Origin of the sequence: Bradyrhizobium sp. 154, from assembly GCF_023073875.1 — a bacterium.
In the GTDB taxonomy this organism is placed as follows: Bacteria; Pseudomonadota; Alphaproteobacteria; order Rhizobiales; family Xanthobacteraceae; genus Bradyrhizobium.
Genome location: NZ_JADPKG010000112.1, coordinates 187,647 through 202,075 on the forward strand (window position 1 = coordinate 187,647; position 14,429 = coordinate 202,075).

General features: G+C 63.6%; 11 protein-coding genes and 1 pseudogene. 8 read left to right on the forward strand and 4 right to left on the reverse strand.

Annotation, left to right across the window (positions count from 1 at the left end; translation table 11 throughout):
- Nucleotides 1-24: 24 nt before the first annotated feature.
- Nucleotides 25-1,299, reverse strand: a complete 1,275-nt coding sequence (locus IVA92_RS28100; RefSeq protein WP_247279288.1) for a serine hydrolase domain-containing protein — start codon at nt 1,297-1,299, stop codon at nt 25-27.
- 172 nt (nt 1,300-1,471) lie between these two features.
- Here IVA92_RS28100 and IVA92_RS28105 point away from each other — a divergent pair, with 172 nt between their 5' ends.
- On the forward strand, nt 1,472-2,389 hold the full coding sequence (locus tag IVA92_RS28105) for an intradiol ring-cleavage dioxygenase (RefSeq protein ID WP_247279289.1): 918 nt from the start codon (nt 1,472-1,474) through the stop codon (nt 2,387-2,389).
- A gap of 30 nt (nt 2,390-2,419) precedes the next feature.
- Here the strand turns inward: IVA92_RS28105 and IVA92_RS28110 are convergent, their stop codons facing one another.
- On the reverse strand, nt 2,420-3,313 hold the full coding sequence (locus IVA92_RS28110) for a LysR family transcriptional regulator (RefSeq protein ID WP_247279290.1): 894 nt from the start codon (nt 3,311-3,313) through the stop codon (nt 2,420-2,422).
- Nucleotides 3,314-3,415: 102 nt separating this feature from the next.
- Here IVA92_RS28110 and IVA92_RS28115 point away from each other — a divergent pair, with 102 nt between their 5' ends.
- Both IVA92_RS28115 and IVA92_RS28120 read left to right on the forward strand, forming a co-directional pair.
- Nucleotides 3,416-4,285, forward strand: coding sequence for an NmrA/HSCARG family protein (locus IVA92_RS28115; RefSeq protein WP_247279291.1), 870 nt, complete (start codon nt 3,416-3,418; stop codon nt 4,283-4,285).
- A 38-nt stretch (nt 4,286-4,323) separates the two neighbouring features.
- Nucleotides 4,324-4,989 (forward strand): annotated as a pseudogene (locus tag IVA92_RS28120) (SDR family oxidoreductase).
- 23 nt (nt 4,990-5,012) lie between these two features.
- Here the strand turns inward: IVA92_RS28120 and IVA92_RS28125 are convergent.
- Together IVA92_RS28125 and IVA92_RS28130 are read right to left on the reverse strand one after the other, a co-directional pair.
- Complete coding sequence (locus IVA92_RS28125) at nt 5,013-6,743, reverse strand: bifunctional protein-serine/threonine kinase/phosphatase (protein ID WP_247279292.1); 1,731 nt, start codon at nt 6,741-6,743, stop codon at nt 5,013-5,015.
- A gap of 66 nt (nt 6,744-6,809) precedes the next feature.
- Nucleotides 6,810-7,649 (reverse strand): formate/nitrite transporter family protein, encoded by an 840-nt coding sequence (locus IVA92_RS28130; protein ID WP_247279293.1) that lies wholly within the window; start codon nt 7,647-7,649, stop codon nt 6,810-6,812.
- Between the two features lie 669 nt (nt 7,650-8,318).
- On the opposite strand from IVA92_RS28130, the gene IVA92_RS28135 reads away from it, so the two are divergent.
- From IVA92_RS28135 to IVA92_RS28155, 5 genes are all read left to right on the forward strand, one after another.
- Nucleotides 8,319-9,638 (forward strand): CmpA/NrtA family ABC transporter substrate-binding protein, encoded by a 1,320-nt coding sequence (locus tag IVA92_RS28135; protein ID WP_247279294.1) that lies wholly within the window; start codon nt 8,319-8,321, stop codon nt 9,636-9,638.
- 61 nt (nt 9,639-9,699) lie between these two features.
- On the forward strand, nt 9,700-10,596 hold the full coding sequence (gene ntrB, locus IVA92_RS28140; RefSeq protein WP_247279295.1) for a nitrate ABC transporter permease: 897 nt from the start codon (nt 9,700-9,702) through the stop codon (nt 10,594-10,596).
- An 11-nt stretch (nt 10,597-10,607) separates the two neighbouring features.
- The gene (locus tag IVA92_RS28145) at nt 10,608-11,402 is read left to right on the forward strand and encodes an ABC transporter ATP-binding protein (protein WP_247279296.1); all 795 of its coding nucleotides are present in this window, start codon (nt 10,608-10,610) and stop codon (nt 11,400-11,402) included.
- A gap of 339 nt (nt 11,403-11,741) precedes the next feature.
- A complete protein-coding gene (locus IVA92_RS28150; protein ID WP_247279297.1) occupies nt 11,742-13,121 on the forward strand; it encodes an MFS transporter in 1,380 nt (459 codons plus the stop codon).
- A 74-nt stretch (nt 13,122-13,195) separates the two neighbouring features.
- Nucleotides 13,196-14,413 (forward strand): FAD-dependent oxidoreductase, encoded by a 1,218-nt coding sequence (locus tag IVA92_RS28155; RefSeq protein WP_247279298.1) that lies wholly within the window; start codon nt 13,196-13,198, stop codon nt 14,411-14,413.
- Nucleotides 14,414-14,429 lie beyond the last annotated feature (16 nt).

Genomic DNA, 14,429 nt, shown 5'->3' on the forward strand with positions numbered 1-14,429 from the left:
AGGCCGCGGGATCCATTCCATCCCTTACAGATTGCTCTCGGTGATCGCGGCGTAGACCATGCTGCGCAGCTCGCGACGGATCGGATAGGCGCTCGAGGGCAATACCTGCGTCATGAAGATCGTGATCAGCTCTTCGGCGGGGTCGATCCAGAACGAGGTCGTCGCCGCGCCGCCCCAATTGTATTCGCCGGGGCTGCCGGCGATCAGCGTGTCGGCCGGGCGCATGGTCACGGCAAAGCCAAGGCCGAAGCCGATTCCGTTATAGGCAGCTTCCGAAAACAGCGAGCGTGACACCTCGGGCAGGAAGCGTCCGCCCGGAATGTGGTTGCTCGTCATCAGCGCCAGCGTCTTCGGCCCGATCAGCCTGACGCCGCCGAGCTCGCCACCGTTGAGCAGCGCGCGGCAGAAGGTGAGATAATCGGCGACCGTCGAGCACAGCCCGCCGCCGCCGGAGATGAAGGAGGGCGGCGACAGGAACGAGCTGGTTGCCGGATCATCCTGGAGCGTCAGGCCCTCGCGCCGCTGGCCGGCATGGAACGTCATTCCGCCGCCTGGATCGGCGGAATAGCAGGCCGCGAAACGATGCGCCTTCGAGGCTGGCACGTGGAAGTCGGTGTCGGTCATGCCGAGTGGATCGAGGATGCGCGCTTTCAGGAACTGCTCGAACGGCATGCCTGAAATCTTGGCGACGAGATAGCCGAGCACGTCGGTCGCGACCGAGTAGTTCCAGGCCTCGCCCGGCGAGAACTCCAGCGGGATCTTTGCAAGGCTCTCGATCATGGTCTGGAGCGTGCCGGACTTCTCGACCTCCCCGATCTTCTCGGCGCGATAGGCGGCATCAACATTGGAGCGCTGCTGGAAGCCGTAGGTGAGGCCGGAAGTATGGCGCAGGAGGTCGACGATCAGCATCGGCCGGGACGGCGGCCGGGTCAGGAAGGCCGGGTAGGTGCCGGCGACGAATACGCCGAGATCCTTCCATTCCGGAATGTACTTGGCGACAGGCTCGTCGATCGCGACGAGACCTTGCTCGACCAGCATCATGAAGGCGATGCTGGTGAGCGGCTTCGTCATGGAATAGATGCGGTAGATGGTGTCGTCCTTGACCGGCACTTTGCGCTCGACGTCGGCAAGGCCCTGAACCGAGCTGTGTGCGACCTTGCCGCGGCGGTAGACGAGGAGATGCGCGCCGGGGAACCGGCCCGCGTCGATGTACCGGTTCTTCAGATGCGTATCGACGCGGTCCAGTGCGGTCTTAGACATGCCGACGCATTCGGGCGAGGCGGGTGTGGGCGCGAGCATCTGTTCCTCCGGGCAGTTTTTGTCGCTCCGTTGATAGCCGAAATGGCGGGCTCATTCCAAGCTGGTCGCGCTTAACGCCGGGCGGCCGGTTAGTGTAGGCTCCAACCTGGAACGCCTCCAAGCAGCCCAAGAGATCCCAACGGGCCAACGAGAAAACGCAGGCAAACGCACCATGACCCAGTTCAACGAGACCGAGCTCACCGAAGCCGTCGTCCGGAGCTTTGACCAGACACCCGACCCGCGCGCGAAATTCCTGCTCCAGGAATTGGTGAAGTCGCTGCACGATTACGTGAGCAAGACCGGTCTCACCTTCGAGGAGTGGGAATACGCCATCGATTTCCTGACCCGCACCGGCCAGAAATGCACCGACACCCGCCAGGAGTTCATCCTGCTATCCGACGTGCTCGGCGTCTCCATGCTGGTCGACGCAGTCAATCACCGCGACCGCGAGGGCGCCACCCAGACCACGGTGCTCGGCCCGTTCTACGTCGGCGAGCACAAGGTGACCGCGCACGGCACCGACATCTCGCCGAACAATCAGACCGGCGAACGGATGTTCGTGCAGAGCCGCGTCACCGATCTCAAGGGCAAGCCGCTCGCGAATGTCCCCGTCGACGTCTGGCATGCCGACGATGACGGCTTCTACGATTCACAGAAGCCGAACTATGACGAGGTCGGCGCCTCAGCGCGGGCGCGCTTCATCACCGATGACGACGGCCGGTTCTTCTTTCGCACCATCCTGCCGTGCAGCTACCCTATCCCGACCGACGGTCCGGTCGGCGAGATGATCATGCAGACCAACCGCCACCCGATGCGCCCGGCGCATGTCCATTTCCTGGTCAATGCAAAGGGTTATGAGCCGCTGATCACCCACGTCTTCATGGATGGCGACAAATACCTGGATTCCGACGTGGTGTTCGGTGTGAAGGACGATCTGGTGGCCAAGGTCGAGCCGCGCAACGACCTTGAGATGCCCGACGGCACCAGGGCGAACGGGCAGTGGCACCTGATGAGCTATGAATTCCACCTCAAGCCGGGCGGCGGTATGGCGCCGAAGCCGCTGGGGACGAAGGCGGAGGAGCCGGCCTGACGGTCAGGCGCGAGCAGCGCGCGCCGCCTCTCAGCGCCCGATGAAGGCCGCCAACTCGTCAGGCGTCCCCATCGGAAAGGCTTCTTTCATGAAGTCGAGGAAGGCGGATACGCGCGCGCTCAAGAGCCGCCGCGATGGATAGAGCGTCCACAACGCGATCTCTGGTCCGTCGATGTTGCCCCAATGCACCAGCGTGCCGGCAGCCAGGTCGTGACTGACCAGTGACACGGGAAGGCGCGCGGCGCCGACGCCCGCCCGGACTGCATCGCGGACCATGACGAGCGATGACAGGCGAAGGACCGGATCAACCGTGATGCGCGATCGTCCGCCTGGCACCGTCACCTCCCAGGTTGTTAGCTGGTCGCCCGCTCCGCGCATGACAGCCGGCACAGCGATACCGTCCCGCGGTCGCTTCAAATCCGGGCTCGCCACGACCACTAGCCGGTCGCGCAGAAAGATCCGGCCCACAAGGCTCTCGTCCGGAGCCGGATTGACCCGAATGACGAGGTCATACCCTTCCTCCACCATGTCCACGGAGCGATCTTCCGTCGTGACCTCAAGACGGACCTCCGGATATCTGAGCGCGAACCCGGCCGCGAGATTCCCCATTGCAGTTTGCGAAAACAGCAAAGGCGCGCTGATCCGCAGGCGACCCCGCGGCCTGTCCCCACCCGAAGCGATTGCCGCGGCCGCCTCGTCGAGCTCGACGAGCAATGCCCCCGTCCGCTCGTAAAGGGCGCGTCCTTCCTGCGTGAGTTTCAGGGCGCGCGCGCCGCGCTCGAACAGGCGCAGGTCGAGCGCGGCCTCCAGCTCGGCGACCCGTCGGGACAGGGTGGCTTTCGGGCGCCCGGCGGCCCGTGCGGCGCGTCCGAACCCGCCGTGTCGGGCGACGAGGTTGAAATCGGCGAGTGCGAGCAGGTCCATCGTTCCACCAGTGAGACGGTCAGTCTACATATATCGTCTATCGGTTCAAATGTGGATCACTAATTTCCCTTGTGTCTTCTGCACCCAACCCGGAGTGATCCCATGACCATCCTCGTTACCGGCGCAACCGGCACCATTGGCCGCCACGTCGTCGAACAACTCGTCAAGCGCGGCGCCGATGTCCGTGCTCTCGCCCGCGATCCTGCAAAGGCAAACCTCCCGACAGGCGTCAATGTCGTGCAGGGCGACCTGCTCGATGTCGACGCGCTCCGCGGCGCGTTTAGCGGAGTCTCGACCCTGTTCCTGCTCAACGCAGTGGTGCCGGATGAATTCACGCAGGCGCTGATTGCGCTCAACGTGGCCCGCGAGGCCGGCGTCGAGCGGGTCGTCTACCTCTCGGTGATCCACAGCGATCGCTACGTGAACGTGCCGCACTTTGCCGGCAAGTTCGGTGTCGAGCGGATGATCGAGCAGATGGGCTTCAACGCCACCATCCTGCGCCCCGCTTACTTCATGAACAACGACGTCACGATCAAGGACGTGGTGACCGGATACGGCATCTATCCGATGCCCATCGGGAGCAAGGGACTCGCCATGATCGATGCACGCGACATCGGCGAGATCGCCGCCATCGAACTGATCCGTCGAGAGCGAGCCGCAGCCTCGCTGCCGCTCGACCGCATCAATCTCGTCGGTCCCGAAACGCTGACCGGCGCGAAAGCCGCCGCCGTCTGGTCGGAGGTTCTGGGTCGCACCATCGCCTATCCCGGCGACGATACCGCCGGCTTCGAGAAGAATCTCAGGCAGTTCATGCCGAGCTGGATGGCCTTCGACATGCGGCTGATGAGCGAGCGTTTCCTCACCGAGGGAATGGTGCCCGAGGCCGGCGACGTCGAGCGTCTGACCGCGCTGCTGCGCCGTCCCCTGCGCTCCTATCGCGACTTCGTCTCCGAGATCGCCGCCTCCGCCTGACGATACGGCACGCCCCAATCCTCACAAGGAATTCGATCATGATCGCTTCGACCGGCGCCGTTCCGGCGAATCCGGAGGGCGCAGCGAAGATACTGGTACTTGGCGCCACCGGCGCCACCGGCCGGCTGATCGTCAGCCAGGCGGTGGCGCGGGGGTACGAGGTCACCGTGCTGGTGCGTTCCGCCGAAAAGGCGAGTGACATCACGGGGGCGAGGAGACGCCCGCGACGAAACAGTTTTGCTCGAAGCCCTCGAAGGCCGTGACGCCGTCGTCAGTGCGCTGGGTACACCGGTAAGCCCGTTCCGCAAGGTAACGCTTCTCTCGAGCGCGACGCGCGCGCTCGTGAGCGCGAGTGAAGGCCAAACATGTCTCCCGTCTGGTTTGCATTACGGGGATCGGCGCCGGCGACGGCGCCGGGCACGGCGGCTTTCTCGCCGACAATGTGATCTTTCCGCTCCTCCTGAAGAAGGTGTACGCCGACAAGAACCGGCAGGAAGCCATCGTCAGAGACAGCGGGCTGGACTGGGGTCCTGGTTCCTCCTTCCGCCCTGAACAACAAGCCCGGCCGCGGCTCGGTGCGGGCCCTGACGGATCTTTCGGACTTCCATGGCGGCAGCATAGCGCGCGCAGACGTCGCAAAATTCGTGCTGGATCAGGTGCGCGCCGATGCATGGCTGCATCAGTCTCCGCTGATCACGTGGTGAGCCCTGCGAGGCCACGCCCCTGATCAGCGCGCGTGCAATATCGCCAGCAGCACGACGACCGCGCAGGCGAGCGCCGCCGTGGTCAATTTCCAGAACATCAGCGGACTGCGCTCCAAAAGCGGCGTGATCCGCGTGTCGAGATAGACCGGATTGGGCGTGCGGAGCTCGTAGACGAATTCGGACAGATCCTCGTGCCGCTTGTAGGGATCGGGATGTAGCGCGCGCCTGAGCGCGCCGTCGACCCAGGCCGGCACATTGCGGTCCTCGTCGGCCGGGCGATACTGAAGTCGCCGCACGTCCGCCTTGCGCCGAATTCGGGCAACCTGGGTGCCATAGGGCAACTTCCCCGTCAGCATCTGGTAGCAGATCACAGCCAACGAAAACATGTCGGAGCGCGGCGAGCCGCCTTCGCCGAGAAAGTACTCCGGCGCCGTGTACTGGACCGTTCCCAGGATGTCGTCGGCCTCGTCTCGCGGCGCCGCTTCCGCGACGCCGGCCACCCTGACCGATCCGAAGTCGATGATCTTGGCGGTGCCGGTCTTGTCGATCAGGATGTTGTCCGGCCTGAGGTCCTGATGCAGCATCTCCATGCGGTGGAAGGCGCGTAAGCCCGCGGCGACCTGCTCGATCAGGCCGCGGACGGTTTCGAGATCGGGGCGTGGATTGTCGGTCATCCACTGCTTCAAGGTCTGGCCTTCGACGAATTCGGTCGCGATGTAGAGATAGCTGCGCCGTCTCGACTGTGACCGCGGCTTCAGCACGTGCGGGCTGTCGATCCGGCGCGCGATCCATTCCTCCATCAGGAAGCGCTTGAGATAGGCGGCGTTATCGCGCAGGTCGACCGACGGCAGCTTGAGCGCGACCGGCTCCTCGGTCTCGGTGTCGACGGCAAAGTAGATATGACTGCGGCTGCTGCCGTGGATCTCGCGGATGATCCGGTAGCCGTCGAAGATCGCGCGCGGTTCCGGCAGCGGAGGCAGCGGCAATTGGGACGTCTGATTGAAGATGCCGGCCGGCTCGCGCTGGGGCACTGCATCGATGCGCAGGATCTGGACCGTGATGTTGTCGTCGCTGCCGCGCCGGTAGGCTTCCTCGACGATGGCCTTGGCCGCCGCGTCGAGCTCGCCTGCGTGCTCGTTCAGCGCGCTCGTGACGAAGCGCGCGTCGACGAATTCGTAGGCGCCGTCGGTCGCCAGCAGAAAGGTGTCGCCCGCCTCGATCTCGAAGGCCTGATAGTCGATCTCGAGCTGCGGATTGATGCCGAGTGCGCGGCCGAGATAAGTCTGCTCCGACGACACGATGATCCGGTGATCGTCGGTCAGTTGCTCGAGCGCCTTACCGGCGACGCGGTAGACGCGGCAGTCACCGACATGGAAGATATGCGCGGTGGTCGCCTTGATGACCATGGCGGTGAGGGTGCAGACATAGCCCTTGTCGCGATCATAGGCGTATTGACTCTTGCGCGTCTGCGCGTGCAGCCAGGAATTGGTGGCATCCAGCACGCGGCGGGCAGACGTCTTCACCGTCCAGGATTCCGACGTGCAGTAATAGTCCATCAGGAAGCTCTTGACCGCCGACTCGCTGGCGATCTGGCTCACCGTGCTGCTCGAAATGCCGTCGGCGAGGACGGCGGCGATGCCCTTCAGGCTGAGCAGCGGCTCCTCTGGAATGAGGACGCCGTGAAAATCCTGGTTGAGGGGCTTGCGACCCTTGTCGGAGTGCTGGCCGACCGAAATCAGGAGTCCGGGGGTCATCGTCGTCACCAGGAAAGAGGAGCCTCACCCTGCGCAGGCGAGGCTCCTCTGTCGAGACGTATTCGATCAGGCCGCAACGCGGGGCTTCGTAGCCTTGCCGACCTCGCGCTTCGGCAGGGTCATGACGTGCGTAGCGTAGAGGGTCATGCCGGTGAAGGCCAGGCCGCCGACGAGGTTGCCGAGCACGGTCGGGATCTCGTTCCAGATCAAATAGTCCAGGATCGAGAACTTTGCGCCGAGCAGCAGTCCTGACGGGAACAGGAACATGTTCACGACCGAATGCTCGAACACCATGTAGAAGAACACCAGGATCGGCATCCACATCGCAATAACCTTGCCGGGGACCGAGGTCGAAATCATCGCGCCGACGACGCCGGTCGAGACCATCCAGTTGCAGAGCATGCCGCGCATGAACAGCGTCGCCATTCCGGCCGCACCATGCGCGGCGTAGCCGAGCGTCCGGCTTTCGCCGATGATCCCGATGGCGGTGCCGACCTTGTCAGGCGGCTGTGTGAAGCCGAAGGTCGTGACGAAGGCCATCATGAAGGCGACCGTGAACGCGCCGGCGAAGTTACCGACGAACACCAAGCCCCAATTGCGCAGCACGCCGCCGAGTGTGACGCCGGGACGCTTGTCGATCAGGGCGAGCGGCGAGAGCACGAACACACCGGTCAGGAGATCGAAGCCCAGGAGGTACAGCATGACGAATCCGACCGGAAACAAGAGCGCGCCGACCAACGGCTGGCCGGTGTTGACGTTGATCGTGACAGCGAACCATGCGGCGAGCGTGAGGATGGCGCCGGCCATGTAGGCGCGGATGATGGTATCCCGGGTGGACATGAAGATCTTGGACTCGCCCGCATCCACCATCTTGGTGACGAATTCCGAAGGCGCGAGATACGACATCAATGGATCCTTTTGCTTCGTAAGTGAGATCGACACACCCTCATGGAGAGCGCGCTGAACGTCTTGGCGTCGTGCGGGCTGGCCTGCCGCGCACGAGGGCTATGGAGTTGGAAGCCTTGGGAATCGCGTCACGACGAGCGAGAGGACCGCGAAGCAGTTGAGCTTCCGGAATGCAGCCGCCAGAGGCTGCAACCATGCGGCAAGCCGCAGTCTTCGTTGACGCCCAAGTAAATGCAAGTTGCGTGCCGCTCGTGCGCGGAGGAAAAATGAAGCGATATCAGCGGGATGTGTCTCTGCTCAAACGGTCCCCGAAGCGCCTGTCGGCCTCCTGCTTGAGCTGCTGCACAAGGTTTGTGCGTCGCACAAAGATTGAGCAGATCGCAAGTTTCACATGCGAAGCGGTGATGCGGCAGCCTGCCGCAATTCCAATAACATGTTGATTGTTCTTACCTATTATGGCCATCAGGCTTGGCACGAAGCTTGAATAGTTCCGTGCCGACGCCATTGAAGCCGTCCCGCGAGACTTCTCATCCGACTTGCCGACGCCACCGGACGGGGGTTTCCCCGGTCGTGCGTTCGCATGCGCCAAATACGGCGCCGCCGGACGGACGGGCTGATCGTGTGCACTGAAGCCATCAATTCTGCAACGACGCAAAGGACGACCTGCCTATGACCAAGCGCACCCGCCGGCCCTCGGATAACGGGCTTAGCCGCCGCCAATTGATGAAGGCGACCGGCGCTACCGCCGCACTTCTCGCCGCCGCAAAACTGAATTTTCCCGCCGGCGTCTTCGCGCAGGAGGCAGGCCCTGAGGTCAAGGGCGCCAAGCTCGGCTTCATCGCGCTCAGCGACGCTGGCCCGCTGTTCGTCGCCAGGGACAAGGGGCTGTTCGCCAAGCACGGCATGCCCGACGTCGACGTGCAGAAGCAGGCCTCCTGGGGCACGACGCGCGACAACCTCGTGCTCGGCTCCGAAGGCAATGGCATCGACGGCGCACATATCCTCACCCCGATGCCGTATCTGATCTCGGCCGGCAAGGTGACGCAGAACAACCAGCCGACGCCGATGTACATCCTGGCCCGGCTCAATCTCGATAGCCAGTGCATCTCCGTTGCGAACGAATATGCTGACCTCAAGCTCGGCGTCGATGCGACGCCCTTCAAGGCTGCGCTGGACAAGAAGAAGGCGTCCGGCAAGGCCGTGAAGGCGGCAATGACCTTTCCCGGTGGCACGCATGATCTCTGGATCCGCTACTGGCTCGCCGCCGGCGGCATCGATCCCGACAAGGACATCGAGACCATCGTCGTGCCGCCGCCGCAGATGGTGGCCAACATGAAGGTCGGCACCATGGACTGCTTCTGCGTCGGCGAGCCCTGGAATCTGCAGCTGATCCATCAGAATATCGGCTACACCGCGGTAACGACCGGCGAGCTCTGGAATAAGCATCCGGAGAAATCCTTCGGCATGCGCGCCGCCTTCGTCGACAAATACCCAAAGGCCGCCAAGGCGCTATTGATGGCGGTGATGGAAGCCCAGCAATGGGCCGACAAGGCCGAGAACAAGGCCGAGCTTGCCGCCATCATGGGCAAGCGGCAGTGGATGAACTGCCCGGTCGAGGACGTGCTCGATCGTACCGCAGGCAAGTTCGACTACGGCATCCCCGGCAAGGTGGTGGAGAACTCTCCACACATCATGAAGTACTGGCGCGACTTCGCCTCGTACCCCTTCCAGAGCCACGATCTCTGGTTCCTCACCGAGGACATCCGCTGGGGCAAGTACGAGGCGAATTTCGACACCAAGGCGCTGATCGCCAAGGTCAATCGCGAGGACATGTGGCGCGATGCGGCCAAGACGCTCGGTGTCGCGGCCTCCGAGATCCCGGCCTCCACCTCGCGCGGCAAGGAAACCTTCTTCGACGGCAAGGTATTCGATCCGGAAAATCCGGCTGCTTATCTGAAGTCGCTCGCGATCAAACGTGTCGAAGTCTGATGGGGGCCAGCGGCCGCCTTTGCGCGGCCGCATCGTCTTTTGAAGTCGGAGAGAGATTGCAATGAATATGTCCGCCGCCAAGATTGAGATTGAAACGGCGACGCCTGCGGCCAGCGCCGCGCCGGTCGTCGCGATGACGCCAAAGCGTCCCCCGCGCACCGAAGCTTACGCACGCATGGCGCGGCAGACGGCCGCGCGCGTGATCCCGCCGCTGGTCGTGATCGCGCTGCTGACGCTGGTCTGGGAGCTGGTCTGCCGCCGCGCCGGCTCGGCGCTGCCGCCACCATCAAAGGTGTTCAAGGACACCAAGGAGCTGATCCTCGATCCGTTCTTCGACCATGGCGGTATCGACAAGGGCCTGTTCTGGCATCTCTCCGCAAGTCTCCAGCGCGTCGCCTTCGGCTATTCGCTCTCAGCGATCGCCGGCATCGCGTTGGGCGTGCTGGTCGGACAGTCGGTCTGGGCGATGCGCGGGCTCGATCCGCTATTCCAGGTGCTGCGCACCATCCCGCCGCTCGCCTGGCTGCCGCTCTCGCTCGCCGCCTTTCGCGACGGCCAGCCCTCGGCGATCTTCGTCATCTTCATCACCTCGATCTGGCCGATCATCATCAACACCGCGGTCGGCATCCGCAACATCCCGCAGGACTATCGCAACGTCGCGGCCGTGGTGCAGCTCAATCCGCTCGAGTTCTTCTCCAAGATCATGATTCCGGCGGCCGCGCCCTACATTTTCACCGGCCTGCGCATCGGCATCGGCCTGTCGTGGCTCGCGATCGTCGCCGCCGAAATGCTGATCGGCGGCGTCGGCATCGGCTTCTTCATCTGGGACGCCTGGAACTCCTCGCATATCAGCGAGATCATCCTGGCGCTGTTTTATGTGGGCATCGTCGGCTTCGTGCTGGACCGCCTGATCGCGGGCATCGGCAAGTTCGTCACCCGCGGCACCGCGCAGAATTGAGAGGAGGGCACATGACCGCCTATTTGAAGCTCGACCACATCGACAAGGTCTTCACCCGCGGCGCGGCCACCACGGAGGTGCTCAAGGAGATCAACCTGACGATCGAGAAGGGCGAATATGTCTCGATCATCGGTCATTCCGGCTGCGGCAAGTCGACCCTGCTCAACATCATCGCAGGCCTGACCGGCGCGACCACCGGCGGCGTGCTGCTGGAGAATCGCGAGGTCAACTCGCCGGGGCCCGATCGCGCCGTCGTGTTCCAGAACCACAGCCTGCTGCCGTGGCTGACCGTCTACGAGAACGTCAGGCTCGGCGTCGATAAGGTCTTTTCCAGGACCAAATCCCGCGCCGAACGCGACGCCTGGGTGATGCACAATCTCAGCCTGGTGCAGATGGCCCACGCCAGGGACAAGCGTCCTTCCGAAATCTCCGGCGGCATGAAGCAGCGCGTCGGCATTGCGCGGGCGCTGGCGATGGAGCCGAAGGTGCTGCTGCTCGACGAGCCGTTCGGCGCGCTCGACGCGCTGACCCGAGCGCATCTCCAGGACTCCGTGATGGCGCTGCATCAGAAGCTCGGCAACACCATCCTGATGATTACTCACGACGTGGACGAGGCGGTGCTGTTGTCCGACCGCATCGTCATGATGACAAATGGGCCGAGCGCGCGCATCGGTGAGGTGCTGGAGGTGCCGCTAACGCGGCCGCGCAAGCGGCTCGAGCTTGCGACCAGCGCCACCTACTTGAAGTGCCGGCAGCGCGTGCTCGAATTCCTCTACGAGCGCCATCGCTTCATCGAGGCCGCGTAACCGAAGCGTTAACGCGCGACATGCGCGCGCCTAATTAATTGACATGTCGCTCAATCCTTGTGCGTCGCACAAGGATTGAGCGAATCGCAAATTTAGCGTGCGGAAAGGCCTTGCAAGAAATTCGGGCAATACGAATAACGTACTGAAATCCCTATATTTCCAGCGTGCGCGCAACTGGCACGGAAATTGAAATGTGATTGCGCGACGCCAACGACGACGTCCCTCAACATCATCAATCAGCATCGTGAACTCGCCACCGGGGTGACGCCTCGGAGCGTGCCTCCGTGGCCGGAGGCTGAGCCTGCAACGACGCAGCGGTGAGCCTAGAAGGGATACTCAATGACGAAGAATCCAACCTGGATTTCAGACTGGCGCCCCGAAGATGAGGCGTTCTGGAATACGACTGGCAAGACCATCGCGCGACGCAACCTGATCTGGTCGATCGTGGCCGAGCATATCGGCTTCTCGGTCTGGCTGATCTGGAGCATCGTCGCCACCAAGCTGCCGCAGGCGGGCTTCCACTACACCACCGACCAGCTGTTCCAGCTCGTCGCCGTGCCGGGCCTGATCGGCGCCCTGATGCGCTTCCCCTACACATTTGCCGTGACGACCTTCGGGGGCCGCAACTGGACCGTCTTCAGTGCAGCGATCCTGTTTATTCCGACGCTGTCGCTTGCCTATTTCGTGAGCCAACCCGACACGCCGTTCTGGCTGATGCTGCTGGTTGCCTCGGCCGCGGGCCTTGGCGGTGGCAATTTCGCCTCCAGCATGACCAACATCTCCTTCTTCTTCCCCGACCGGATGAAGGGATGGGCGCTCGGCCTCAACGCCGCCGGCGGCAATATCGGCGTCTCCAGCGTGCAGCTCTTGACCCCGATCTTGATGACGCTCGCGGTCATCAACCTGTTCCAGGCCACGCCCGTCGACGGCGTCTTCCTCCAGAACGCCGGCCTGATGTGGGTGCTGCCGATCGCGATCGCGGTGTTCGGCGCCGTGTTCTTCATGAACAATCTGACCTCGGCGAAATCGTCGGTGAAGAACCAGCTCGCGATCGTCAAGCGCAAGCACACCTGGATCATGGCGTACCTCTATATCGGCACGTTCGGATCCTTCATCGGCTACTCCGCCGCGTTCCCGCTGCTGATCAAGACGCAATTCCCGGCCGTGACGATCTCGATCGCGTTCATGGGACCGCTGGTCGGCTCGCTCTCGCGCCCGCTCGGCGGCTGGCTTGCCGACAAGATCGGCGGCTCGATCATCACCTTCTGGAACTTCATCATGATGGCGGGCGCCACGGTTGGCGTGCTCTACTTCGTGGGACAGAAGGATTTCATCGGCTTCCTGTCGATGTTCCTGATCCTGTTCGTGACGACGGGCATCGGCAACGGCTCGACCTATCGCATGATCCCTTCGATCTTTCGCGAGGAGAATCTGTTCAAGGTGCGCGGCAAGGGTGATACGGCGCGCGCACTCGCGCTGAAGACGGCGAGCATCGAGAGCGGCGCGGCGGTCGGCTTCATCGGTGCGATCGGCGCGGTCGGCGGCTACCTGATCCCGACCGGCTTCGGCAAGTCGATCGCCCTGACCGGCGGACCGCAGCTCGCGCTCGCGATCTATCTCGCCTTCTACGCCTCCTGCCTCGCTCTGACCTGGTGGTTCTACCTGCGTCGCAGCCCGCAGGGTGAAGGCGCGTCGAGCCTTGCGGAAGCAAGAGTGTGACACTCGGTACGAAGCTCGCTTCTCCCCGTACGCGGGGAGAAGCTCCACCGCAGGCTATGGAATAGGGAATTGCCATGAGTGAACCGCTCGTCATTGTCGGTAACGGTATGGCGGCCGCGCGACTGGTCGATGAGCTCGCCAAGACCGCGCTCGGCCGCTACGCGGTCGCCGTCATCGGCGAAGAGCCGCGGCTCGCTTACAACCGCGTGCTGCTCTCATCCGTGCTGGCTGGCGAGACCGGCTCGCACGAGATCGAGCTCCGGCCGGCCGATTGGTGGCGCCATCGCGGCGTCACGGTGCGCTACGGTTATCGGGTCACCGAGATTGATACCGGCCGCCGCGAGCTCAAGATCGCCGGTGAGGAGAGCATGGAATATTCCAAGCTGGTGCTCGCCACCGGCTCGACGCCGCTGCGGCTTAACGTGCCGGGCGCCGATTTAGCCGGCGTGCACACTTTCCGCGATACGCGCGACGTCGATCTGTTGCTGACGCTAGCTGCGGCGAAGAAGCGCGTCATCGTGGTCGGCGGCGGCCTGCTCGGTCTCGAAGCGGCGTATGGACTTGCCAAGGCCGGCGCGCCGGTGACGCTGCTGCATCTGATGGACCGGCTGATGGAGCGCCAGCTCGATGGGCCGGCCGCCGATCTGCTCAAGACGCTGGTCGAGCGCAAGGGCATCCGGATCCTGCTCAATGCCTCGACCGCCCGCATTCATGGCGAGGGCCGTGTCGAGGCCGTCGAGCTTGCCGATGGCAGCCGTATCGAGGCCGACGCCGTGATCTTCGCCGCCGGCATCAAGCCGAACGTTGCACTGGCCGAGGACGCCGGCATCGCTGTCAACCGCGGCGTCGTCGTCAACGATGTGATGCAGACGGCTTCGCCCGACATCTTCGCGCTGGGCGAATGCGCCGAGCATCGCGGCATCTGCTATGGCCTGGTCGAGCCGGCTTACGAGCAGGCGCGGGTGCTGGCGCGGCATCTGGCCGGCCGTCCGGCCGCCTACCAGGGCAGTGTGGTCTCGACCAATCTGAAAGTCTCTGGCGTCGGCGTGTTCTCGGCCGGCGACTTCATGGGCGGCGAGGGCAGCGAGAGCCTCGTGCTCACCGACCGCAGGCGCGGCACCTACAAGAAGCTCGTCATTGCTGACGGCCGGCTCACCGGTGCCGTGCTGATCGGCGATACCGTCGATGCGCTCTGGTATCTCGAACTGATCCGCAATCGCGACAAGGTGGCGGCGATCCGCACCGACATGATGTTCGGCCGCGCGCTAGCGCGTCCCTCCAAGGCGGCTTGACAAGGCGGCTTGATAA